The organism is Amycolatopsis plumensis (assembly GCF_042652605.1).
GTDB lineage: Bacteria > Actinomycetota > Actinomycetes > Mycobacteriales > Pseudonocardiaceae > Amycolatopsis > Amycolatopsis plumensis.
This window is the reverse complement of the sequence record NZ_JBHSJY010000001.1, coordinates 4521674-4544625: the sequence shown is the minus strand read 5'-3', so window position 1 is coordinate 4544625 and position 22952 is coordinate 4521674. Positions and strand designations below refer to the sequence as shown.

The window sequence follows — 22952 nt, the reverse complement described above, 5'->3', positions numbered from 1 at the left end:
TTAGAACCCGCCTTACCACTCACGAGCGGTCAGCTTAGGCAGTCGCGGGGGTCTCCGCGGGTCAGGGCCGGGTCCGACTGGAGGAAGGTGCGCGCGACGCCGGGGCCGGACGACCGGCGCTCGAAGCGGACCGTCACCCGGCCGTGGCCCGCGCCCTGGACCCAGCCCGTGCCGAACTCCTCGTGGACCACGTCGTCGCCTTGACGCCACTCCGAAGGCGCCGCGGGAGCCGGGGCTGACACCACGGTCGACGTCGACGGCACCGAAGGCGCGGCCAGGGAGAACAGCGCGTCCTGGTGCGGGACCGAAAGCCCGCTGTAGGCCACGCCCGCCAGCCGGATGCCGCCGAACTCCGCCGGGTCGATCAGCAGGCGCTCGGCCGTCGCCGCCAGCTCGGCCAGGTCGTCCGTGGGTGCCGAGATCGTCTCGGACCGGGTCACCGTGTGCATGTCCGTGTGCCGCAGCTTGATCACCACCGTCCGCGCCACCCGGCCGGCCTTGACCAGCCGCTGGTGGGCGCCCACGGCGATCCGGCGGACCTCCGCCCGCAGCGAGGCGAGGTCCTTGATGTCGGTGTCGAACGTCGTTTCGGCGCTGACCTGCTTGGTCTCGGCGCGGCCGGCCACCGGGCGGTCGTCCACACCGGTGGCCAGCCGGCGCAGGTCGCGGCCGACCACGCCGCCGAGCGTGGCCACCGCGTCCGGTTCGGACAGTGCGGCCAGCTGCCCGAGCGTCTGCACGCCGATGAACCGCAGCTTCCCCTCGGCGACCGGGCCGATGCCCCACAGCGCGCGCACCGGCAGCGGGGCGAGGAACTCCCGTTCGGTGCCCTGCGGCACCACCAGCAGCCCGTCCGGTTTGGCTTCGTCGGAGGCGATCTTCGCGATCTGCTTGCCGTTGCCCGCCCCGATCGACGCCACCAGGCCGGTTTCCGCGCGGATCCGGGCGCGCAACGAGGCACAGAACGAAGTCACCTCGTCGAGCGAAGCGCCGACCAGTGACGGTGGTTCGGCGAAGGCTTCGTCGAGGGAGATCTTCTCCAGAACCGGGGCCACCGACGTGACGACCGCGAAGACCTCTTGGCTGAGCCGCTCGTAGACGCGGAACCGCGGCGGCACGATCACGCCGTTCGCCGGCAGCAGCCGCCGTGCCTGGGCCATCGGCATCGCCGAGCGGATGCCGAACGCACGCGACTCGTAACTGGCCCCGGCGACGACCCCGCGGGGGCCGGTGCCGCCGACGAGCACCGGGCGCCCGGCCAGCGTCGGGCGGGTGAGCTGCTCGGCCGAGGCGTAGAAGGCGTCCAGGTCGAGGTGGATCACCCAGCGGCTCACGTCAGTCCCCGCCGGTGGCGTCCAGCAGCTGGTGCAGCGCCTTGGTGTAGCTCTCGAACGCGGCCCGGCCTGCCGTGGTCAGCCGGACCAGGGTGACCGGCGTGCGGTGTTCATAGGCCTTGGTGATCTCGACGTACTCGGCGTCTTCGAGCTTGCGCAGGTGCGTCGAGAGGTTGCCCGCCGTCATGTCCAGCAGCTGCTGCAGCCGCGGGAAGGTGATCTGGTCGCCCGCGCGCAGCCCGGCGAGCGCGACGGTGACCCGCAGCCGCGCCTGGGCGTGGATGACGGGGTCGAGCTGCGGCAGGTCGCTCATCGGCCGGTCTTCTCGCGGACGAAGTAGACGATCGCGCCGAGCAGGAACCCGCCCCCGCCGCAGACGGTGAGCACCAGGAAGTTCGCCGGATAGCCGATCAGCACGCTCAAGGCGGCCGACACGATCATCCACGCACCGAGGCCGTACATGAGCCTGTCCTGCCACACCATGCCACCGGCCATATACATCACGCCGGTGAGCAGCAGCCACGTGCCGGTCCACAGCAGCGACACCTGCTCGGACGACAGCGCCTGGAACTGCGTGATCCGGATGTCGACGACCATCAGCCCGATCGAGCCGAGCGCCCAGCCGTAGCCGTACATCGCGCCGACCGTGCGGGACGGCCCGCGGATCCCCCGGCCGGTGCGGATGCCGCTGTAGGCGGAGTAGCCGACGGCGCCGAGGAACAGCACCGGCACGACGATGCCGCCGGCCACCCAGGGCGGCACCCCGACCCCGGGCAGCGTCGTGACGTAGGTGAAGCCCCAGCCGACGATCCAGGCGAGGGCCCAGGCGGCGAGCATCCGTGCCGGGCCCCCGCCCAGTTCCCGGCGGGTCCGCCGGTTTTGCTGGGCGATCAGGTTCAGCGACTCTTCGGCCGACATCGGCTCGTCTTCCACCTGGTTCGCCCTCTCCCGTGCAGCTCCCTCAACTGCACGGAAGCTAACACGCATTCACAGCCGGGCCGTGTCCAGCCGGAAGCGGCGCACCACGATCAGGGCGGGGACGACCAGCCAGCCCGCCAGCACCAGCACCGCGAGACCGAGGCCGCCCTGGTGGGCCAGCGGTTCGAGACCGACCCGGCCGAGCCAGTAGGTCGGGAAGAAGTGCGCCACCACCGACATCCAGCTCGGCAGGACCTCCAGCGGGATCCACAGGCCGCCGAGCATGCCCAGGGGCATCATCAGCGCGCCGGTCACCGCGCCGACGGTGTCGCCCTTGCCGAACAGGCCGATGGCCAGGCCCAGTACGGCGAACGGGAGCACGGCGAGCCACAGCGACACCAGCACCAGACCCCACTGGGCAGCGGTCATCTCGACCCCGGTCGCCAGCCCGGCGAGGAACAGCACCGCGAGCACCGGCAGCGCCACGGCCATCGCCGACAGCACCTTGACCACCAGGTAGCCGGGCCCGCGCATCGGCGTGAGCCGCAGCTGCCGCTGCCAGCCGTCGGTGCGTTCCTGCGCCACCCGCGTCCCGGTGAACAGGGCGCCGCCGCTCGCGCCGTAGGCGGCGAGCTTGATCATCGTCTGGACGTCGGCGGGAAGGCCGTTCGCCAGCTCCAGCTTGCCGAAGATCGAACCGAAGAGCAGGTACATCGCCACCGGCATGCCGATGGTGAAGATGGTGAACTGCGGGCTCCGGACGATCCGCTTGATCTCCAGGCTCAGGTACGTCGTGTTCACGCGGCGGCCTCCTCGGCGGTCAGCGCCAGGAAGGCCTCTTCGAGGCCGAGCGCGGTGATTTCGATGTCTCCGGCCTGCGGGTATTCGACGAGCAGCGCGCGGATCGCGGCGTCGGAGTCGGCGCAGGCCAGCTCGGCGCGGCCGCCGCGCAGCTGGACGTCGGTGACGCCCGGCAGGCGCGCGAGGTCCGCCTCGGTGGCTTCCGGCACGACGGCCTTGAGCACCCGGCCGGACACCGCGGCCCGGACTTCGGCGACCGGGCCGTCGGCGACGACGACGCCGTGGCGCATCAGCACCACGCGGTCGGCGTAGTCCTCGGCCTCGGCCAGGTAGTGCGTGGCGAACAGCACGGTCCGGCCGCCGGCGGCGAACTCGCGGATGGCCGCCCAGAACGCGCGCCTGCCGTCGACGTCCATCGCCGCGGTGGGCTCGTCGAGCACGAGCAGCTGCGGGTTGCCGGCCAGGGCGAGGGCGAACCGGACGCGCTGGCGTTCCCCGCCGGACAGCTTGCCGCAGCGGCGTTTCACGAGGTTCTCCAGCCCGGCCCGGGCGATCACCTCGGTGGCGGGCAGCGGGTTCTCGTGCGTCGAGACGATCAGGCCGACGAGCTCGCCGACGGTGGCGTCCGGCAGCAGCGCGCCGTTCTGCATCATCGCGCCGACGAGCCCCCGGTCGACGGCCTCGCGCGGGCTGCCACCCGCGACGGTCACCTCCCCCGCGTCCGGCTTGGTCAGGCCGAGCAGCATGTCGACGGTGGTCGACTTACCCGCGCCGTTCGGCCCGAGCAGCGCGACGACCTCGCCGCGCGCGACCTCGACGGACACCCCGCCGACCGCCGTGACCTGCCCGAACCGCTTGGTGAGGCCGTGCAGCGCGAACGCCGGTCCCCCAGTCATGGCGTCCTCCTTCCGTGGACTTTGAACCGCAAAGTTGCTGCGCACTTTGTAACACAAAGTCCGCGCAGGTTCAAAGCCCCCGGTACTGGAAAGCAAGAAAAACGGGGTGCCGGGCAGTGTGCCCGGCACCCCGTTTTTTCAGGGTCTCCGCAGGTCAGCCGGTGAACCGCCCGGCCACCATGCCCTGCGTCGCCGCGATGTCGGCCTTCGCGGCCGTCGGGGCCGGCGGTGTCGGCTGCGGCAGCGGGGCGCACTCGACGTCGGCCGTGCGGCCCGGCTTGCGGGCCGGGAGCGCGCCCGTCGCCAGGTAGTCGGCGATCTTGTTGTCGACGCACGCGTTGCCGCGCGGGGTGATCGCGTGGCTGGTGCCGCCCGGCTCCGCGATCAGCGAAGCACCCGGGAACCGGCTGCGGACCTCGAGGCTGCCTTCGAACGGCGTCGCCGCGTCCAGCGTCTCGTCGATCATCAGCACGCTCTGCACGCCTCGGCCGTCGATCTTGGTGGGCTTCCCGGCCTTCGCCGGCCAGTACAGGCAGGGCGCGTTGAACCAGGCGTTCTGCCAGGTGAAGTACGGCGCCTTGGCGAAGGTCTGCCAGTTGTCGCGCTTCCACTGGTTCCAGCTCTGTGGCCACTGGACGTCGGTGCACTGCACGGCGAGGTACACCGCGTAGCCGTTGTCGTCGCCACGGCCACCGAAGGCCTCGAACAGCGTCTTCCAGTTCTGCCAGTCACCCTGGTTGACGAACCGGGACAGCGCGTCGCCCAGCAGCGTCCACCGCAGCTGGTAGTAGCTCGCCTGCTGGATGACGTCGAGGATCTCGTCCGGCCCGATCACGCCACCGGCCGGGTTGAACTGCGCCTTGAGCAGCTGCTCGTTGACCACCCGCTGCACGGCGGCCTGCGTCTTGCCGAGGTGGTAGACGTCGTCGTGCTGGGCCAGCCAGCCGAACCAGATCAGGATGTTCTTGTCGAAGGCGATGTCCTGGTTCAGGTTGTCGCCGTACCAGACGCCGCGCGGGTCGACCGTCGAGTCGAGCACCATCCGCCGGACGTTCTGCGGGTACAGCGAGCCGTACACCTGGCCGAGGTAGGTGCCGTAGGAGTAGCCGTAGAAGTTCAGCTGCTTCGCCCCGAGCGCCTGGCGGAGGGAGTCCATGTCCTTGACCGTGTCGGTCGTCTTCATGTTCTCCAGCAGCGCGCGCGAGTTGTTCTTCGCGCAGGCCTCGGCGTACCCCTTGGAGCGGTTCAGCCAGGTCTTCTCCAGCTGCGGGGTGAACGGCACGTACTGCGGCCGGTTGTAGTCCATGTAGTTCGGGTCGCAGCTGAGCGCGGGCTTGCTGGCGCCGACGCCGCGCGGGTCGAAGCCGACCCAGTCGTAGGCGTCGCCGGCGTGGTTGGGCACGCGCGGGCCGCGGGTGGCGAGCAGCAGGCCGGACCCGCCGGGGCCACCCGGGTTCGTCAGCATGACGCCCTGGTACTGCGCGTCGGGCACCTTGTGCTTGACGCGGCTGACGGCGAGCTGGATCTGTTCCCCGGCCGGACGGCGGTAGTCGAGCGGCACCGAGAGGTATCCGCATTCGGCGCCGGCGGTGACCAGCGTGGGATCGGTGCACGGTCCCCAGGCGATGGCCTGGCCCCCGGGTGCGGCGTTCGCGGCCGGCGCGGCCACGAGCGCGGACGCCACCGCGGCGGCGGCCACCGCGGCCAGAAAGGCACGTCTCACTGATTTCTCCCTTTCCCCTGCGACTTCGGGCGGGAGAACCCTAGTCCCGGCGCGGCCGCGCCGGGACGGTCAAACGGGTGCGGCCCCCGAATGCCCTACGAAAGGCGGAAATCGGGTGGCGCGGACGTTCCGGGATCCCGTACGTTCGGGTCCATGATCTTCTTCATCCGGCTCCGCCTCGTCTGAGACGGCGTGACCGCCGGGCTCCCCGCGTACCGGGAGGGTCCCTTCACCTGCGCGCCGTCTGGTCTTTCTCCCTCGAAGGAGCACCATGCTGCGCAAACACATCGTCATGGTCGGCTGCACCGCGCCGAGCCACGTCTACCCGTCGCTGGGCGTGCTCGCCGAGCTGGTCCGGCGCGGGCACCGGGTGTCCTACGTCGTCGGCTCGCCGCTGGCCTCGCTGGTGGCACCGACGGGCGCCGAGGTCGTCGAGCACCCGACGATCTTCCCGCTCGGCGAGGCGGCCGTGTGGCCGGACGAGCCGGCCGAAGCCATGCGCGTCTTCCTCGACGAGGCCATCGCCATCCACCCGCTGCTGACGTCCCGGTTCGACACCGACCGGCCGGATCTGGTCCTGTACGACATCGGCGGGCTGGGTGCGCCGCTGCTGGGTGCGCGCTACGGCGTGCCCGCGGTGCAGCTGTCGCCGACGCTGGTGGCGTGGGAGGGCTACGACGAGGACATGGCTTCGGTGATGGAACCGATCAAGGCGTCACCGTCCGGTGTGGACTACGCGGAAACCCTCTCGGGGTGGCTGGCGTCCCACGGCGTTTCGGCCGATCCGTGGGAGTGGCTGGGGCATCCGGAGCGGGTCCTTTCGCTGATCCCGCGGGCAATGCAGCCCCAGGCGGACCGGGTGGGCCCGCACGTGCGGTTCGTCGGGCCGTGCCTGGATCCGGCGCGGCTGGCCGACCGGTCCTGGACGCCGCCGTCGTCGGGACGCCCGGTGCTGCTGGTGTCGTTCGGGACGGCGTTCACCGACCAGCTCGAGGTCTATCGGGCGTGCGTGGCCGCGTTCGCTTCGGACTGGCACGTGGTGATGTCCATCGGGAAGCACGTGTCGCCTGCGTCTCTCGGGCCGCTGCCGCCGTCGGTGGAGGTGCACGAGATCGTGCCGCAGCTGGCGGTGCTGGAAGCGGCGTCGGCGTTCATCACGCACGCGGGGATGGGCGGGGCGACGGAAGCGCTGTGGTTCGGGGTCCCGACGGTGGCGATTCCGCAGGCCGCGGACCAGTTCGGCAACGCGGCCCAGCTCGAGGCGCTGGGGGTGGGGCGGCACCTGCCCGCGGAGTCGGTGACGGCTTCATCGCTGCGGGAGGCGGTCGATGAGGTGTCCTCGTCGGCTTCGGTGGCTGCGCGGCTGGCGTCGCTGAAGGCAGAGATCCGGGGGCACGGCGGGGTTTCCGTCGCTGCGGACGCGGTGGAGTCCTACTTGGACTGAGGTCGCCGCAGCAGGAAGATCCCCCGCCCCAGGAAGAAGGCGCAGAGCACCAGGAGCAGCAGGAAGATCCAGCTGCCGGCGCCGCCGCCGAGGACGACCACGATCGTCAGGCAAGCGAGCACGCCGGCTTCGATGAAGTAGACCTTCGGGTCGGCGAACGGCTTGTCCTGCAGGCTCGCCGCCGCCTCACGTGGCGTCGGCGGCCTGGCACGGACCGCCTTCGGCCGGGGTGGCGACACTCCGGCCGAAGCTTCCGGCGCTGGCTTCGGCTCTGGCTCTGGCTCTGGCCGCGGCACGGCGGCCGCCGGGTCCGGCTGCGGCTGCTGCTGCGGCACGGCGGCCGCGGGCTCCGGCTCGACCGCGGCAGGCGGGAGCGGCATGGCGGCCTCCGGCTGCGGCTTCGGCTTCGGCTTCGGCTTCGGCTTCGGCACGGCACCACCTCGACCGGCGGCTCCGACGCCGCCACCTCGACTGGCCCCTCGGCCTTCCCCACCCATGCGGCCGCCGCCGCCGAAACCGTCCGGCTGTCGTCGTCCACCAGCCGGCGGATCTCCTCCGCCGTCCGCTGCCGCACCCACTCGTTTCCCACCCGGTGCAGCCGCTTCAGCCCTTCCAGGGCGTTCAGCCGGTCCGAAGCGATCGGGCTCGCCAGCCCGTGCCGCAGGTACTCCGGCAGCTCCCACCGCGGGTTCCGCGCCAGCACGATGCGTCCCTCCACATCGGACTGGTGCTTCGGCCGCTGTCGCGGCAGCTCCGCCACCACGCGCTCGTGGACGTAGCTGTACAGCTCGTCCACCGTGACGTCGCCGTCGCCGTCGAGGTCGGCGCTTCCGTCGCGCAGGCCCGCCACCAGGTGCCGGGTGAACACCGAGCGGGCTGCCGAGCCCACCACCGCGTCGCCCTCGAACGAATACTGCGTCGCGTCCGAGGCCGTCAGCACCGCTCGGCCGCGGCCCTGGAACCGCTCCAGGGTGTGCACGTCCGCGCCCGACTTCGCCAGGCGCCCGGCCGGGAACGCGCCGCTGTAGCAGCAGTCCAGCACCAGCACCTTCTGCCGCGACGGGCAGCCCGCCATCGCGCGGTCGACCAGCTCCGCCGCCAGTGCCGTGAACATCAGGCTGTCCCGGCGGGTGTTGGCCATCGCCAGGTACAGGCTGCCGTCGTCGTCCTTGACGCCGTGGCCGGTGAAGTACAGGAGCGTGAGCTCGTCGCGGCGGCGCCCCCGGTAGAACTCGCCGATCGCCTCGCCCACCACGTGGTGGGGCTGGTCGACCAGCGTCGTCACCTCGAAGCCGGCGATCGCCGGGTCGCTCAGGACGGCGGCCAGCTCCCGTGCGTCGCCGCCGGGTGCGGTCAGCTGCCGCAACGCCGGATCGGCGTACGTCTCCGTCGCGATCAGCAGCGCGTGGCGGCTAGCCATGGCGGCGGACGAAGGCGTCGATCAGCTCCTGGCGCTCGGCCGACGTCGCCCGCTCCAGCTCGACCGTGTCGCCGTCGATGGTCACCTTGATCTTGTGCTTGCCCGCCTGGCGGCCCAGCCACTCGCGCAGCGTCTCGACCAGCCCCGGGAACACGCCGCCGGCCGCGCTGAACGCCACCATCAGCGAGCCGATCGTCACCGGGTCGGCGGCCTTGGCTCCCGCCGGGAGCTCGGCCGGCACCGGCAGCAGGTCGACGTCCAGCCCGCCCAGCTCGGCCCGCAACCGGCGGGCGAGCAGGTCGAACTCTTCGGCGTCCGCCTCGCCGTCCGGTTCGAGGCGGACCAGGGCCCGCGTGTCCGATTCGGTCATGCGCGCCATCGTGCGCCCGAACGGCCGCAGGGACAAGGTCCGTTCGGGCAGCGTCAGGCGCGGATCTCGTTGAGGTAGTTGTAGATCGTGTACCGGGTGACGTCGAGGCGCCCGGCCAGGTGGTCGACCGCGTCCTTGATGAGGAAATAACCGGCTTCGTCCAGCTCCCGCACCACGGCCGCCTTGTGCCGCTTCTTCATCAGGTCCACCGGGATGCCCGCCTTCGTCACCGCCCGGTCCACGAGGAACCGCTGCAGGCTGTCGACGTCCGGTGGGAAAGTCTCCGGCTCGCCGTTGCCGCCGGCGGACGCGGCCTCCTCGACGCTGTTGACGCACAGGCAGCCGACCGCGACCCCGTCGGCGTCCCGCAGGAACAGCGTCGAGGAGCGGATCGGCCGGCCGTCGGGGCCGTGGGTACGGTAGTTCGTCAGGTCCTGGGTGGTGCCGCGGCGGACCAGGCCGAGCAGCAGGTCGGTCATCGGGCCGCCGACGCTGCGGCCGGTGAGGTCGCCGGCGATCGCGATGATCGAGTCCGGCAGCCGGCTCAGGTCGTGCAGCAGGACTTCGTTGCCCGGGCCGAGCATCGCCGCGAGTCCCGGGATGGCCGGCACCAGCGCGGTGAGCACGTCGTGCGTGGTCGCCCCCGCGGCCGGGACGACCAGGGGCGCTCGCGGCGCCGTCAGCGTCTCCAGCGCTTCCCGGAGCAGGTCGGCGGCCGCGGCCGGGGTCGAGGCGTGCGGCGACAGCCGGACGTGCTCGGGCCGCACGGTCGCCGCGATCCCGGCGTTGGCCAGCGCCGCCCCGACCTGCTCGGCGGGGTGGCCGGGCAGGGTGAACGCCAGGATTCCCGCGCGCCGGTCGACCGCCGAGACGACTTCGGCGCCGCAGGAGGCCAGGACCTCTTCGAAGGAGGCCAGCCGCTCGGCGATCCGGGCCGCGATGGCCCCGGCACCGGCGTCCTCGACCAGCTCCAAGGCCTCGGCGAACGCGCCGGAGGTGATCGGGCTGAGGTTGGAGATCGACCAGGCCTGGGCGGTCGCGTCCGGCGGGTGGATCTCGTCGTCGAACAGGCCGGGGTCACGCGCGCCGGTCCAGCCCGACAGCACCGGGTCCATCCGCTCCAGCGCGCGGTCGGACAGCACCGCGAAGCCGGTTCCCCAGCCCGCGCGCAGCCACTTCTGCCCGCCGACAACCAGGACGTCGGCGACCTCCCACGGCTCCTCGATGACGCCGAAGCCTTGGATGCCGTCGACGACCAGCAATCGGTCGTCGACGACGTCGCGCAGCGCGGCGAGGTCGGCGCGGTAGCCGGTGCGGAAGTCGACCGCGCTGACGCTGACCGTCGTGATCTCCGGCGTCAACGCATGGGCGACGCGCTCCGGCGTGACGTAACCGCTGGTCAGCCGGCGGACGCGCAGCCGCCCGGCCTGTTCGGCGCGGGCCCACGGGTAGGTGTTGGCCGGGAACTCCGACGCCGACACGAGCACTTCGCCGGAGCTGTGGAAGGCGGCCTGGAACAGGCCGAGGCTGGTGTGCGGCAGCAGCACGGTGTGGTCGGTGTCCGAGCCGGACAGCCGCGCGGCGGCGGCCTTGGCCCGGACCTCCTGCCGCATCAGTTCGTCCACAGTGGACGGGCCGGCCGTGGTGGCCTGGTCGAGCAGGGCGGCCGTCGTGTCGAGCACCGCGTGCGACGGCGGGCCGAAGCGGGCGAAGTCGAGGTAGCCGGCGGGCTCGTCGAACTGGAGCAGGTAGCGGGGCGAAATCCGGGTCACGCGAGGATCCTCGCCAGGAACTGCCGGGTGCGGTCGTGCTTCGGTGCGCTCAGCACCTCCGACGGCGGCCCGGTCTCGACGACGGCGCCGTCGGCCAGGAACACCACCTCGTCGGCGGCCTCCGCGGCGAAGCTCATCTCGTGCGTCACGACGACCATCGTCATCCCCTCCCCCGCCAACGTACTCATGACTTCCAGGACCTCGCCGACCAGCTCCGGGTCGAGCGCCGACGTCGGCTCGTCGAACAGCATCAGCTTCGGCTTCATCGCCAGCGACCGCGCGATCGCCACGCGCTGCTGCTGCCCGCCGGACAGCTGCGCCGGGTAGGCGTCGGCCCGGTGCGCGAGCCCGACGCGGTCCAGCAGGTCGAGGCCCTGCTTCCGGGCGTCGTCCGGTTTGAGACCCAGGACCCGGATCGGGCCCTCGACGACGTTCTCCAGGGCCGTCCGGTGCGCGAAGAGGTTGAACCGCTGGAAGACCATGCCGATGTCCCGGCGCTGGCGGGCGACCTCGCGTTCGCGCAGCTCATAGAGCTTGCCGCCGCGCTGCCGGAAGCCGATCGGCTCGCCGTCGACCCAGATCTGGCCGGCGTCGATGGTCTCGAGGTGGTTGATGCAGCGCAGGAACGTGCTCTTCCCGGCGCCGGACGGGCCGAGCAGGCAGACCACCTGTCCCTTGTGGACTTCCAGGTCGATGCCGCCGAGGACTTCGGTGTGGCCGTAGGACTTCCGGACGCCGACGGCGCGCAGCAGGGGTTCAGACACGGGCACTCCTCACCAGCGGCACGCCGCGCAGGGCCTTGCCCGCGCGAGCGAGCGGCCCGCGGTCGGCCTGCCCGAACGCGCGTTCCAGGTAGTGCTGGCCGACGCCGGCGACGGTCACCACGACCATGTACCAGACGGCCGCGGCCAGCAGCGTCTCCATCACCAGGAGGTTGTTGGACGAGATGTTGTTGGCCGCGTGGATCAGCTCGGTCACGCCGATCACCGACGCCATCGACGTGCCCTTGAGCATGTTGATGAAGTCGTTGCCGGTGGGCGGGATGATCACGCGCATGGCCTGCGGCAGCACGACCCGGCGCAGCGTCGCGGCCGGCGTCATGCCGATCGACTTGGCCGCCTCGGTCTGCCCGCTGTCCACGCTGTTCAAGCCGGCCCGCACGATCTCGGCCATGTACGCGCTTTCGTTGAGCGCCAAGCCGAGGAACGCGGCGGTGAACGCGCTGATCAGCACGTTCGTCTGCTCGTGGACGAGGAACGGGATGTCGATGACCGGGAAGACGAGCGCCAGGTTGTACCAGAGCAGGATCTGCAGCAGCACCGGAAGCCCGCGGAAGATCCAGATGTACCCGGCGGCGAACCACCGGGCGACCGGGTTGGCGCTGCGGCGCAGCAGGGCGATGACGATGCCGAGCACGATCGCGACGGCCTGGGACAGCACGGCGAGGACGACGGTGTTGAGCAGGCCGGTCGCCATCACCTTGTAGAAGACGAAGTCCGGGACCTGGCCCCATGCGATCTGCGCGTTGCCGAGCGCGATGCCGAGCAGGACGAGCAGCGCGACGATGATCGCGGCGGCGACCCAGCGGCCCCAGTGCCGCAGCCGGACGATCGGGAGCGGTTCAGGAGCCGCCATTGACCGCCGCCTCCTTGATCGCGCCCTGCTCGACACCCCAGGCCTGCAGGATCTTGCCGTAGGTGCCGTCGGCGATCAGGGCCTGGAGCGCCTTCTGCACGGAGTCCCGCAGGGCCGTGTTGGCCTTGTTGACGCCGATGCCGTACGGACCGCCGTCGATCGGCTCACCGGGGACGACCTCGAAGAACTTGCCGTCGCCGGCGGTGCGCGAGATGTAGACGGCGCTGGGGAGGTCGTTGAGGATCGCCTGGACGCGGCCGGTGCGCAGCTGGTTCTGGTTCTGGTTGTCGCTGTCGGTCGCGGTGACGGTGATCGCGGGCTTGCCGGCCTGGGTGCACTTCGCGCTCTGCTCGGTGGCGAACTTCTGGTGGCTGGTGCCCTGCACGACGGCGACGTTCTTGCCGCACAGGGTGTCCGGGCCGGTGATGCCGTCGGGGTTGCCCTTGCGGATCATGATCGTGATGCCTGAGGTGAAGTAGTCGACGAAGTCGATCTGCTGCTGCCGAGCCTTGGTGTCGTTCATGCCGGCCATGGTGAGATCGATGCGGCCGGACTGGAGGCTGGTGATGAGCGAGCCGAACGCCATGTCCTGGTGCGTCACGGTGACGCCGAGCTTGGCGGCGATGGCCTTGGCGAGGTCGACCTCGTAGCCGATCGGCGTCTTGCCGTCGGCGGCGTAGAAGTTGTTGGGCGCGGACTGCAGGTTCGAGGCCAGGTGCAGGCCGGCCTGCTTGACGTTCGCCGGGAGTCCGTCGCTGAGCTGGGCGTCCTTCTGCACGCCCTGGACGATCGCCGCGGTGTCCGGGATGCCGGAGGCGGGCGCCCCGGCGGCCTGCGACGTCCCGCCCGCGCCGTCCGGACCGCCACCACAAGCCGTCACCAGCACGGCAACGCTCGCGAGCAACACCGCCTGCACGGTACGAGAACGGGACATAACGGACCTCCACTGTTCGACTGGCCGGAACGCTACAACTCCATGTTGAAGAGGTCAACTGCATGTTGAAATTCTGTCCGGTGCTAGCTTCGCCCTAATGAGCCTGCGGATCGGCATCCTGGGGGCGGCTCGCATCGCGCCCGCGGCCTTGGTCAAGCCCGCCTCTTCCAGCTCCGAGGTTGAAGTCGTGGCGGTCGCGGCACGGTCGTTCGACCGAGCGCAAGCGTTTGCGGCCAAGCACGGCATCGCCCGGGCGTACGGGCGATACGAGGAGTTGCTGGCGGAGCCGGACATCGACGCGGTGTACAACCCGCTGCCGAACGGCCTCCACGGCCGCTGGACGCGCGCGGCGCTGGAGGCGGGCAAGCACGTGCTGTGCGAGAAGCCGTTCACGGCGAACGCGGAGGAAGCCCGGGAGATCGCCACGCTGGCTTCGGCGTCGGACCGGGTGGTGATGGAGGCGTTCCACTACCGCTACCACCCGCTGGCGCTGCGGGTCGAGGAGATCGTGGCGTCAGGCGAGCTGGGAAATCTTCAGCGCATCGAGACGGCGGTGTGTTTCCCGTTGCCGAAGTTCTCAGACATCCGCTACGACTACGGACTGGCGGGCGGGGCCACGATGGACGCGGGCTGCTACGCGGTCCACATGGCCCGGGTGTTCGGAGGCGAGACACCCACGGTGGTCTCGGCCACGGCTCGCTTGCGCTCGCCGCAGGTGGACCGGGCGATGACGGCCGAGCTGGCGTACCCGTCGGGTCACACGGGCCGCATCAAGTGCTCGATGTGGTCATCATCGGTGCTGAAGATCAGCGCTTCGGTGACCGGCTCCCGCGGATCGGTCCGGGTGGTCAACCCCCTGATGCCCCAGGCATACCACCGCTTCACGGCGGAGATCAACGGGGTGAAGCGCACGGAGAAGTTCCCCCGCCGGGCAACCTACGAGTATCAGCTGGACGCCTTCGCGGCGGCGGTAAAGGAGGGCGCACCGGTGAAGACCTCACCGGAGGACGCGGTGGAGAACATGACGGTGATCGACGAGATCTACCGGGCAGCGGGGCTGCCGCTCCGGCAGCCGAGCTGAGCAGCCCCCGATTTCCACGCTACCGGAGGGCACCGACAAGAATCGGAGGCCGCGCAGCGGTTGTCCACAGGCCACACCCAAACCGGCGGCCGGCAACGCAACCCGACCGACGACGTGATCGCGAACCGGCGGCCGGCAACGCAAGCCAACCCACGACGTCACCAGACCCGCCCAGCCGCGGCAGAAGTAGAGCGGCTCCGACCGCCCCGCACCCGAAACAGCACAAGGCGGCCGGACCAAACGCTACGCAGCCACGTAATTGCCACTGAGAATCAACAGCACCTGAACCGTGATCCCGGTCCCGTAGTAGTCCGTCGCATCCGGCGACCACGACGACACGGCCGTCCACAGCTTGTCCAGCCACGCCTGACTACCCGGGTCCGCCATCGCCGCCACCGCGAACGGCGCCGTGAAGCACGGGTGCTGCCCGCTCTCCGTCTTCGACCCCGACAGCGAATACCCGCTCTGGATCTTGGCCGGGTCCCCGCCCGTCGCCGACTTGATCCAGGTGTTCATCTTGCGCACCTGGGCCGCCGCCGCGCTGCCGGAGAACGAAATCGCGTCTGCGCCGAGACGCCACGGGTCTCGGCACGCGTTCCAGCTGTACTTGCCGTCGTACGGGCCCTCCAGGAAGTCCGCCGGCGCCGGCTTCGGCGTCGAGTTCGTGTTGACCACGAAGTCCGGCAGCAACCCGGTGTTCGGCGCGTACGACGACTGCAGCTGGCTCACCGCCGTCTCCGAACGGGTGCGGACCGACGTCCAGAAGCTGTCCCCGGTCGCCGCCGCGAACGCGCGGAGGTGGCCCGGCATCCAGTCCGACGAACGCGAGCTGTTGCGGTACTCCGCGTCGTTGCCCCAGTCGCCCAGCAACGTGAACTTCGTGGTGCCGTTGACCTCGCTCTTCTTGATCGCGTTGATGATCCGGACGGCTTCGGCCTTGTAGTTGACCGCACCGCCGCTGCCCCACTTCTTGTCCGCGATCAGCAGGCCGTAGGCGATTTCGAGGTCGCCGTCGGTAGCGGAGTCGCTGCCGTTGACGCTCTTGCAGTTCGCATCCTGCTCCGCCGCGTGCAGGTCCTTGTTGTTGACCGACGGGTGCGCCTTCACGAACTTCAGGATCCCGTCGACGATCGAGCGCGCCTGCGGGTCCTTCTCCGCCATCATCGCGGAGATTGTCATGCCGTACCCCTCGCCCTCGGCGACGAAGGCGTGGTCGGCGTCCTTGGACAGCACCGCGTAGGTGCCGGTGCCGCACTTGGTGGTCAGGAAGTTCTTCTTCCAGAAGTCGTAGTACTTCTGCAGCGCGGCGTCCTGCGTGGCCTGCGAAACGGACGGCCGCAGCGTTCCCGGCACGTACGGCGTGCCGGCCGCGGACGCACCGGCGGGCACGCTCAGCAGCCCCGCAGCGAGCGCGGCCGAAACCACCACCGCGCGGACGACTCTTCTCATGACTCCTCCGTAGGACATCGTTGGCTGCGGCGAAGGTGATCGAAGCCTGACAGAAGGTTCAAGACCAGGTCAAGAGGGTTAAGAAACTTTCCTTACTATTACCGTCGGTGGGTCCCACCCCGCCTCGCCGACCCGGACGGACTAGCGTGGAGACCATGAAGATCGACCTCCACGGCCGCGGGCCGGACTTCCGCGCGTTCTGGACCGAGCGCCACCTGGCCACGCTGACCACGGTTCGGCCGGACGGCACCCCGCACGTCGTCGCGGTCGGCGTGACCGTCGACTTCGAGGCCGGCCTCGCCCGGGTGATCACCTTCGCCCCGTCGGTCAAGGCCCGGCTCGTGCGCGCCGCGGGCGCGGCCGGGATCCCGGTCGCCGTCTGCCAGCTCGACGGCCCGCGCTGGTCCACATTGGAGGGACGTGCGGTCCTGCGTGACGACCCGGAATCGGTGCGGGACGCCGAAAACCGGTACGCCGCCCGCTACCGGCAGCCCAAGCCGAACCCCCAGCGGGTCGTCATCGAAATCACCGTGACCCGGGTGCTCGGCAACGCCTAGCCCCCGGCCCGCGAGTGCACCAGCCGGGTGTACTCGGCCAGCAGCTCCGTCAGCTCGTCGTGCTCCCCCGCCGACGCCAACTGCTGGTGCCCCACCAGCATCGCCATCCCGAGCGACGTCAGCGTCCGGGCCAGCGCCCGGTCACCGACGATCCCCTCGACCGCCTTGCCGACTGCTCGCCGCCGGGCCGCGTCGACGCGCTCTTGCACCGCCCGGACGCTGCCGTCGTTCAGCGCCCAGGCCCGGATGGCCGCCTCGGCTTCGTGGGGCAGCCCCAGCGTCAGATCCATCAGCGCGGCGAAATCCTCAGGGGAGCCGAGCAGCTGCCGGCTCTCCCAGTGCTCCAGCAGCTGCGTCACGAATCCCGGCCAGCCCAGGAAGTGGTGGTAGAACGACCCGCTCGTGACACCCAGTTCGCGGCACAGCGCGCCGACGTTCAACCCCGTGAACCCGTGCTCCGCGAGCACCTTCAGCGAAGCCTCGAAGTACTCGCGGCGCGAGGGCATCAGACGTTCCGGTCCCGGTCCCGCCAGTACGGTTCGCGCAGCGAACGCTTGAGGATCTTGCCGGTGGCGTTGCGCGGCAGGGCGTCCACGACGTCGACGGTGCGCGGGCACTTGTAGTGGGCCAGCCGCTCACGGCAGAACTCCACGATCTTCTCCGCGTCGAGCTGGTCTCCGGCGACGACGGCCTTGACCTGCTCGCCCCACCGGTCGTCCGGGATGCCGATCACGGCGACCTCGGCGACGCCGGGGAACTCCGCCACGACCCGCTCCACCTCCGGCGAGTAGACGTTCTCGCCGCCGGTGATGATCATGTCCTTGACGCGGTCCTCGAGGAACAGGAACCCGCCGTCGTCGAGCCGGCCGACGTCGCCGGTGCGGACCCAGCCGTCCACAATGGTCTCCGCGGTCGCCTCGGGCTTACCGAGGTAGCCGGCCATCCGCTGTTCGGTGCGCACCCACACCTCGCCGACCTCGGCGTCCTCCAAGGTGACCGGGTCGACGATCCGGATGTCCACTCCGGACAGTGCGGTGCCCGCCGAGGCCAGCCGCTCCGGGCGAGTGGTGTCCCGGTGCGCCTCCGGGTCCAGGGCGGTGACCGCGCCGGACAGCTCGGTCATGCCGTAGACCTGGGCGAACTTGACCTCCGGCCAGGCGGCGAGCACCGTGCGCAGCAGCGGGAGCGGCATCGGCGAAGCGCCGTAGCACAGGTACTTCAGCCGGGAGAACGCCTGGAGGGCGGCCTCGCCGGCCTGCGCGATCCCGGCGACGACGGCGGGCACCAGGAAGGCGTGCGTGATCCCGGCCCGCAGCGCCGCGAACAGCGACGCCGCGTCCGGCTCGCGCGTCAGGTAGGACGGTTCCCCGTAGAGGAACCCGGAAACCGCGTAGCAGCTGCCGCCGACGTGGAACAGCGGCATCGCGACCAGGTTGACGTCGCCCGGGCCGATCGGGAACGCGGTCCCGGCGGCGAGGCCGTGCGCGAGGACGCTGCGGTGGGTCAGCACCGCGCCCTTCGGGAAGCCGGTGGTGCCGCTGGTGTACATGATCAGGACGCCGTCGTCGGTGTCGACATCGGCCTCGCTGTGGGGCACACCGGACGCGAGGAAGGCTTCGTACTCGTCGGCGTCCCCACCGACGACGATCACGCGCTCCACCGCGGGCAGCCGGTCGAGCACCGCGTCGAGCGCGGGCCGCAGTTCGGCGCCGACGAAGACCACTTTCGCCCCGGCGTCCTTGAGGACGTAAGCGAGTTCGTCGCCGGAGAGCCGCCAGTTCACCACGGCGTCGGCCGCGCCGAGCCCGGCCGCGGCGAAGGTCGTCTCCAGGCAGGCGGGGTGATTCTTGTCGACGAACGCCACCCGGTCGCCGCGGGTGACACCGGCGGCGGCGAGGGCGCCCGACAGCCGCCGGACCCGCTCGTCGAACTCCGCCCACGTCCAGCTCCGGTCGCCGAAGACGAGCGCGGTGTCCGTGGGGCGTTCCCGCGCCCAGTGCGCCAGGAGCTCGCCGAACAAGCGGACCCGCGGGCGGACGTCTTCGGGCATGGGAGTTCCCTTCGGGCCGGCACTGGACCGTAGACCGCTCTATGGTGCGTCGGCGCTCAGGGCACGTCAATGCCGGACAGGAGGTCACCCGCCGGCCGCGAATGCAGTGAATGACTCATTCCTGGCGTCGCACGTCAGGAATGAGTCATTCACTGCGGGCGGACCGGAAGAGTCAGGCGAAGAGCGCGAGCAGTCCCTCGGTGGACCGCACCACCACGTGCGCCGCCGTCCGCTCGGCGTGCGGGCGGTCCGGGCGCTCGGCCTCGTGCCGCCAGCGCCGCAGCGCGTCGAGGCCGGCGTCGTAGATCTCGTTCGGGTCCGCGTCCGGCTCCAGGCCGAGGCGGTCGGCGGGCGCCGTGCCCTGCGCGCCCAGCAACCGGACCGCTTCTTCGGCAGGCTCGCCGGACAGCGCCGTGCGGCCACCGCGGATGTCGGCGATCAGCCGCAGCTCGCGGAAGTCGTGCGCGGCCGCGGCGAACCGTTCCACCCGGGACACCAGCCGGTCGCCGCCCGGGCGGGGCTGCGCCGCCAGCAGCGCCTCCAGCCGGATGATCGCCGTGCGTGCCCGCAGCGCCTCGGCGCGCGCGACGAAGCACCCGGCCAGGGTGTCGCGCAGCTCACCCAGGCCGCTGCGGCGCACCAGTTCCGCCGAAAGCTTGACGCGGTCATCGCAGCCGGTGCGGATCAGCGTGAGCGCCAGCCGGACGCCGAACATCCCGAACCGCACCACCAGCGACCGCCGCGTCTCGACCGGGATCGGGCCCGGGAACGCCGGATCGGTGAACGAATCCACCGACAGCACGTGCCGTTCGAGCTCTTCGCGCGGCACCGCGGCGAACGCCGCCAGGAGGTCGAATTCGTCGTCACGCAAGGACCGTCCGCCGTACGCGAGCTGTCCCGCGACGGCGATCACGCCCAGGAAGCCGGTGCACAACGGGTCTTCCCGCCACGCGCGCCGCGCGAGCTGCTTCGCGGTGAGGAGCGCGTCGATCCGGCCCGCGCCGACCTCGTCGGCCCGCGACAGCACCAGCACCGAGTTCACCGCGCTCTGCCGCGCGAACGCCGAGCCGGCCGGCGGGTGCGCCGCCGCGAGCTCGTCCGGCTCGAGGTGGCGGACCAGCCGGACCGTCGCGTCCGGGACGTCGTCGGCCGGGCCGGGGTCGTCCAGCAGCACCAGATCACGCAGTGCGCGCGTCGGCCACTCGCCGAGCGCCGCGGCGAGCGTCGTCTTCCCCGACGACGGCGCCCCCGTGAACGCGACGCGCAACGGCTGCTCCAGCCGGTTCAGGCAGTCGTGCAGCATCGCCGATGCGCGCGGGTCGTCCCGGTAGAGCCCGGCCGCGGCGTGCAGCAGGTCGCGGACGTCCTGCGTCACGCCGAAAGCTCCCGCCGCTGCTGCCGTCCGGCGATCGTGCCGAGTTCGCCCGCGCGCTGGTGCAGCCCGGCGAGCCGGTCGATCTCGCGGCGGATGTGCCCGGTCCGCCGTTCGCGCTCGGCGGTGCCGGCCAGGATCGTCTCGCGCTCGAGCGTCAACTCGTCGGCGAGTTCCTCGGCCAGCCCGGTGAAGTGGTCGCGCAGCCGCCGCTGGACGACGCGGATGGCGTCGCGGCATTCCTTGCTGAACCGCAGGAAGACGTCGTCGACGTGCCGCTGCGCCGCCTGCTTGGCGACGGCCTGACGCCGCTGCAGCCGCATCCCGCCTTCGTCCTTGATCGTCTTCGCGGCGAACGCCGCACCGGCGCCGAGCGAGACCGGGTTGATCAGCGGCAGCCCGGCGAGGCTGGTGACCAGGCCGAACATCAGCACGCCGCCGTAGGACCCGCGCAGGCCGGTGAAGGCCTGCTGGCCGATCTTGAACTTCTCGATCTTCGGCCGGCCGACGTCGTCGAGGTGCTCCAGACCCGAGCCGTCGAGCCGCAGGTCGGGCAGCGCGTGGTCATATTGGGCGCCGAAGCACGCCGCGACCGCCTGCGCGATCCACTCCGCCCGGTCGGCCAGCCACGTGTAGTTGATGTCGACGGCCTCGGCCAGCGCGTTGTCCAGCCAGGGCGCGAATTCGTCCCACACCTTCGCCGGGTCGCCTTCGTCGAAGGTCCGGTCGATCGTGTTGACGATCTTGCGGGTCCGCTCGCGCAGGTCGTACTCGGCGTCGGACAGCAGGTCGGTGATCTCGTCGGAGAGCAGGTTCTGCCACCGGGTGTTCTGGCGGCGCAGGTCGTCGGCGCGGCGCTGGGCCCGCTGCAGCAGCGCGGCCTGACCGAGCCCGGCGTCCTGGCCCACGGCGTCCATGCGGTCGCGCAGCGACTCGACGAGTTCGGCGGCGGCGGCGCGCACACCGACGGCGGCGAGCAGCGCGCGGGACTGCTCGGGCGGGCGCGCGGCCTGCTCGGTGATCCAGCCCAGCAGCTCCGGAAATCCCGAGCGGGCGTTGAGTTCCGCGTCACCGGCCTTCGCGGCGGCTTGGCGGACGACGGCCGAAACGGGCAGGACGGGCGCGTCGATCCCGGCCTCGCCGAGCAGGCCGCGATCGCGTTCGGCGACCGCGCGCCACCCGGGGCAGGCGTCGATCTTGGTGAGCGCCAGCACGACGTGCGGGCACCACGTGCGCACGTGCCGCGCGAGCGCGAGTTCGGCGGCGCTCAGCGGGGCGGTCGCGTCGGAGACGAGGATCACCGCGTCGGCTTCGGCGAGCAGGTCCAGTGCCGCGGCCGTGCGCGGCGACCGGGGGTCACCGACCGGCGGGGTGTCGACCAGGACGAGGCCGGCGGAAAGGAGTTCGCGGGGCACGCCGACCTCGACGCGGCTGAGCGTGCCGGCGGGCCGGGCGCCGAGCTCGCCGGTGAGCCGTTCGACCGCGACGGGGATCCGTTCGCGGGACCGGCCGACGAGGGTCGCGGCGGGTTCGGCGGAGTAGGCGATTTCCGTGGGCACGGCGGGGGTCGCGGCGTCGCCGACCGCGCACACCGGCGCGTTCAGCACGGCGTTGAGCAGGTATCCCTTGCCCTGTTTGGGGAAGCCGAGCACGCCGAGCCGGGTCTGCCCGACCGGGGCGTCCCGGCGTCTGCGCAGGCGCTCGGCGAGATCGGCGCGGCCGTGCGTGCGGCACGCGTCCAGCGTCTCGTTGAGCACTTCGAGCCAAGCCGGTGCGGTCACGATGGTCGAGTGTCCCCGGTTCACTCCCCGTACGCACACCGGGTGCCCGTCCCGCGGCTGCACCCAGACCGCGGGACGGGCACCGGTGACCGGTTCGGGGATCAGTGCCCGAGGTGGATGTCGTTGCCGGAGGCGAGGTCGCCCAGGTGCAGGTTGCCCAGGGCGTTGTGGCTGACGTCGGCGACGTCGGACACCACGTCGTGGACGGCCGTGGTGTTGCCCGAGGCGAGCTCGCCGACCTGGCCGACGACGTTGTGGTCGACGTTGAGGCCGGTGGCGGAGGTCACCGTGTTGGTGACGTCACCGAGGCCGTGGACGGCGTTCGAGACCTCGCCGGTGACGTGCTTGACGTCGACGTCGCCCGCGCCCTTGAGGATGCCGGAGAAGTCGCCGACGTGGCTGGTCACGCCGCTGGTCACGCCGCCGACGCCGAGGGAGCCGGTCACGTTGCCGACGGTGTCGGCGATGTCGCCCACGTGGCCGTTGACCTCGTGGAGCTCCGCGTTCGAGGTGGCGAGGACCTGCTGGGCCTCGCCGACGCCCGCGGCCGCGGCGTAGGCCACGTTGCCGGTCACGCCGGTCTCCGGGTCGATCAGGTACGCCGGAGCCGCGGTCAGGTTGGCCAGCGCCTGCGAGTCCAGGCCGTGGGCCAGGTCGCCACCGACGATGACGCTGGTGACGTTGCCGGCCAGCGCGGTCACGTTGCCGGCGTTGGTGATGTCGTTGACGGCCGGGACGGCGGGCAGGCCGAGGTCGCCCACGACCGGGAGCTCGCCGACGCCCAGGTCGCCCACGCCCGGCAGGCCCGAGGTGGCCGGCAGGCCCAGGCCCGCGGTGAGGGCGGTGAGCTGGTCGATCGCACCCTGCAGGCCCGGGGCGTCGGTGCCGACCGGGGACAGGTCGCCGACGACGGGCAGGCCGCCCACGGCCGGGAGGCTGTCGACCGGCACGTAGTCGAGCACCAGCGGGATGACCTCGTGCACGTCGGCGGCGCTCACGTCGCCGAGACCGGCGGCGGCGAGGACACCCTGCGGGTCCGTCCCGAAGGCCGCCAGCGCGGTCGGGTCGTTGAGCAGGTTGAGGGCGAAGTCGTGCAACGTCTGCACGGAGTCCATGGGGATTTCTCCTGATCCGGTGGTTCGGGGGACAGCACGGGCCGCAGGGACCGGCGCTCCGACATCAAGGTAGGGAGACCGTCCCCCAGCGCACATCGGGGATCACTCCGAGTCGCAGCCCAGTCAGCCGATAGGGGATCGATATGTCATCGTTAGGGAGTTAGGGGGTCATCCGAGACGCGTTCAGTTGGGTTAAATCCCTCCAGACCCTTGCCTGACTAACCCGTTTGGGTGAGGATGCCCGGAGCCCTAGGGGGATTCCGTCCCCCCGATCGGCCGCCACGAGGTGAGGAGGAAAGC

22 protein-coding genes are annotated in these 22952 nt (G+C 71.3%); 3 read left to right on the top strand and 19 right to left on the bottom strand.

The window, feature by feature from the left end; all coding sequences use genetic code 11:
• Positions 1-29 precede the first annotated feature (29 nt).
• The 6 genes from ACFPLC_RS22015 to ACFPLC_RS21990 all read right to left on the bottom strand — a co-directional run bounded on the left by ACFPLC_RS22015 (position 30) and on the right by ACFPLC_RS21990 (position 5648).
• Positions 30-1334, bottom strand: coding sequence for a DNA polymerase IV (locus ACFPLC_RS22015; protein ID WP_191316770.1), 1305 nt, complete (start codon positions 1332-1334; stop codon positions 30-32).
• A gap of 1 nt (position 1335) precedes the next feature.
• Positions 1336-1647, bottom strand: coding sequence for a transcriptional regulator (locus ACFPLC_RS22010; RefSeq protein ID WP_191316771.1), 312 nt, complete (start codon positions 1645-1647; stop codon positions 1336-1338).
• On the bottom strand, positions 1644-2267 hold the full coding sequence (locus ACFPLC_RS22005; protein WP_378205307.1) for a hypothetical protein: 624 nt from the start codon (positions 2265-2267) through the stop codon (positions 1644-1646). Before ACFPLC_RS22005 ends, ACFPLC_RS22010 begins: the two co-directional genes overlap by 4 nt.
• A 54-nt stretch (positions 2268-2321) precedes the next feature.
• Positions 2322-3053: an ABC transporter permease gene (locus tag ACFPLC_RS22000; protein WP_378205310.1), complete on the bottom strand. Its 732-nt coding sequence runs from the start codon at positions 3051-3053 to the stop codon at positions 2322-2324.
• Positions 3050-3949, bottom strand: coding sequence for an ABC transporter ATP-binding protein (locus ACFPLC_RS21995; RefSeq protein ID WP_378205313.1), 900 nt, complete (start codon positions 3947-3949; stop codon positions 3050-3052). The genes ACFPLC_RS22000 and ACFPLC_RS21995 overlap by 4 nt, the downstream gene beginning before the upstream one ends.
• A 154-nt stretch (positions 3950-4103) precedes the next feature.
• Positions 4104-5648, bottom strand: a complete 1545-nt coding sequence (locus tag ACFPLC_RS21990) for an alpha/beta hydrolase (RefSeq protein WP_378205421.1) — start codon at positions 5646-5648, stop codon at positions 4104-4106.
• 295 nt (positions 5649-5943) lie between these two features.
• On the opposite strand from ACFPLC_RS21990, the gene ACFPLC_RS21985 reads away from it, so the two are divergent.
• The gene (locus tag ACFPLC_RS21985) at positions 5944-7116 is read left to right on the top strand and encodes a macrolide family glycosyltransferase (protein ID WP_378205316.1); all 1173 of its coding nucleotides are present in this window, start codon (positions 5944-5946) and stop codon (positions 7114-7116) included.
• On the opposite strand, the gene ACFPLC_RS21980 is transcribed toward ACFPLC_RS21985, so the two are convergent.
• From ACFPLC_RS21980 to ACFPLC_RS21950, 7 genes are read right to left on the bottom strand one after another with little or no spacing between them, the layout of a single operon-like run.
• A complete protein-coding gene (locus ACFPLC_RS21980; protein WP_378205319.1) occupies positions 7104-7238 on the bottom strand; it encodes a hypothetical protein in 135 nt (44 codons plus the stop codon). The two genes, ACFPLC_RS21985 and ACFPLC_RS21980, sit on opposite strands and share 13 nt — an antisense overlap.
• Positions 7223-8536, bottom strand: a complete 1314-nt coding sequence (locus tag ACFPLC_RS21975; protein WP_378205322.1) for a caspase family protein — start codon at positions 8534-8536, stop codon at positions 7223-7225. Before ACFPLC_RS21975 ends, ACFPLC_RS21980 begins: the two co-directional genes overlap by 16 nt.
• Complete coding sequence (locus ACFPLC_RS21970; RefSeq protein ID WP_378205325.1) at positions 8529-8906, bottom strand: effector-associated constant component EACC1; 378 nt, start codon at positions 8904-8906, stop codon at positions 8529-8531. Before ACFPLC_RS21970 ends, ACFPLC_RS21975 begins: the two co-directional genes overlap by 8 nt.
• 53 nt (positions 8907-8959) lie before the next feature.
• Positions 8960-10678, bottom strand: coding sequence for an aminotransferase class V-fold PLP-dependent enzyme (locus tag ACFPLC_RS21965; protein ID WP_378205328.1), 1719 nt, complete (start codon positions 10676-10678; stop codon positions 8960-8962).
• Positions 10675-11442, bottom strand: a complete 768-nt coding sequence (locus tag ACFPLC_RS21960; RefSeq protein WP_378205331.1) for an amino acid ABC transporter ATP-binding protein — start codon at positions 11440-11442, stop codon at positions 10675-10677. The genes ACFPLC_RS21965 and ACFPLC_RS21960 overlap by 4 nt, the downstream gene beginning before the upstream one ends.
• A complete protein-coding gene (locus tag ACFPLC_RS21955; RefSeq protein WP_378205334.1) occupies positions 11435-12313 on the bottom strand; it encodes an amino acid ABC transporter permease in 879 nt (292 codons plus the stop codon). Before ACFPLC_RS21955 ends, ACFPLC_RS21960 begins: the two co-directional genes overlap by 8 nt.
• On the bottom strand, positions 12300-13247 hold the full coding sequence (locus tag ACFPLC_RS21950; protein WP_378205337.1) for an ABC transporter substrate-binding protein: 948 nt from the start codon (positions 13245-13247) through the stop codon (positions 12300-12302). The genes ACFPLC_RS21955 and ACFPLC_RS21950 overlap by 14 nt, the downstream gene beginning before the upstream one ends.
• 97 nt (positions 13248-13344) lie before the next feature.
• On the opposite strand from ACFPLC_RS21950, the gene ACFPLC_RS21945 reads away from it, so the two are divergent.
• A complete protein-coding gene (locus ACFPLC_RS21945; protein WP_378205340.1) occupies positions 13345-14328 on the top strand; it encodes a Gfo/Idh/MocA family protein in 984 nt (327 codons plus the stop codon).
• 243 nt (positions 14329-14571) lie between these two features.
• Here the strand turns inward: ACFPLC_RS21945 and ACFPLC_RS21940 are convergent, their stop codons facing one another.
• The gene (locus tag ACFPLC_RS21940; RefSeq protein ID WP_191316782.1) at positions 14572-15777 is read right to left on the bottom strand and encodes a glycosyl hydrolase family 8; all 1206 of its coding nucleotides are present in this window, start codon (positions 15775-15777) and stop codon (positions 14572-14574) included.
• 155 nt (positions 15778-15932) lie between these two features.
• On the opposite strand from ACFPLC_RS21940, the gene ACFPLC_RS21935 reads away from it, so the two are divergent.
• Complete coding sequence (locus tag ACFPLC_RS21935; RefSeq protein ID WP_378205343.1) at positions 15933-16334, top strand: PPOX class F420-dependent oxidoreductase; 402 nt, start codon at positions 15933-15935, stop codon at positions 16332-16334.
• On the opposite strand, the gene ACFPLC_RS21930 is transcribed toward ACFPLC_RS21935, so the two are convergent.
• The 5 genes from ACFPLC_RS21930 to ACFPLC_RS21910 form a co-directional block, all read right to left on the bottom strand.
• The gene (locus tag ACFPLC_RS21930; protein WP_378205346.1) at positions 16331-16840 is read right to left on the bottom strand and encodes a TetR/AcrR family transcriptional regulator; all 510 of its coding nucleotides are present in this window, start codon (positions 16838-16840) and stop codon (positions 16331-16333) included. The two genes, ACFPLC_RS21935 and ACFPLC_RS21930, sit on opposite strands and share 4 nt — an antisense overlap.
• Entirely contained in the window at positions 16840-18384 is a 1545-nt protein-coding gene (locus ACFPLC_RS21925; protein ID WP_378205349.1) for an acyl-CoA synthetase, read from the bottom strand. Before ACFPLC_RS21925 ends, ACFPLC_RS21930 begins: the two co-directional genes overlap by 1 nt.
• 172 nt (positions 18385-18556) lie before the next feature.
• Positions 18557-19759, bottom strand: coding sequence for a GTPase (locus tag ACFPLC_RS21920; RefSeq protein ID WP_378205352.1), 1203 nt, complete (start codon positions 19757-19759; stop codon positions 18557-18559).
• A complete protein-coding gene (locus tag ACFPLC_RS21915; RefSeq protein ID WP_378205355.1) occupies positions 19756-21537 on the bottom strand; it encodes a P-loop NTPase family protein in 1782 nt (593 codons plus the stop codon). The genes ACFPLC_RS21920 and ACFPLC_RS21915 overlap by 4 nt, the downstream gene beginning before the upstream one ends.
• A 101-nt stretch (positions 21538-21638) precedes the next feature.
• Positions 21639-22652, bottom strand: a complete 1014-nt coding sequence (locus ACFPLC_RS21910) for an IniB N-terminal domain-containing protein (protein WP_378205358.1) — start codon at positions 22650-22652, stop codon at positions 21639-21641.
• Between the last annotated feature and the right edge of the window lie 300 nt (positions 22653-22952).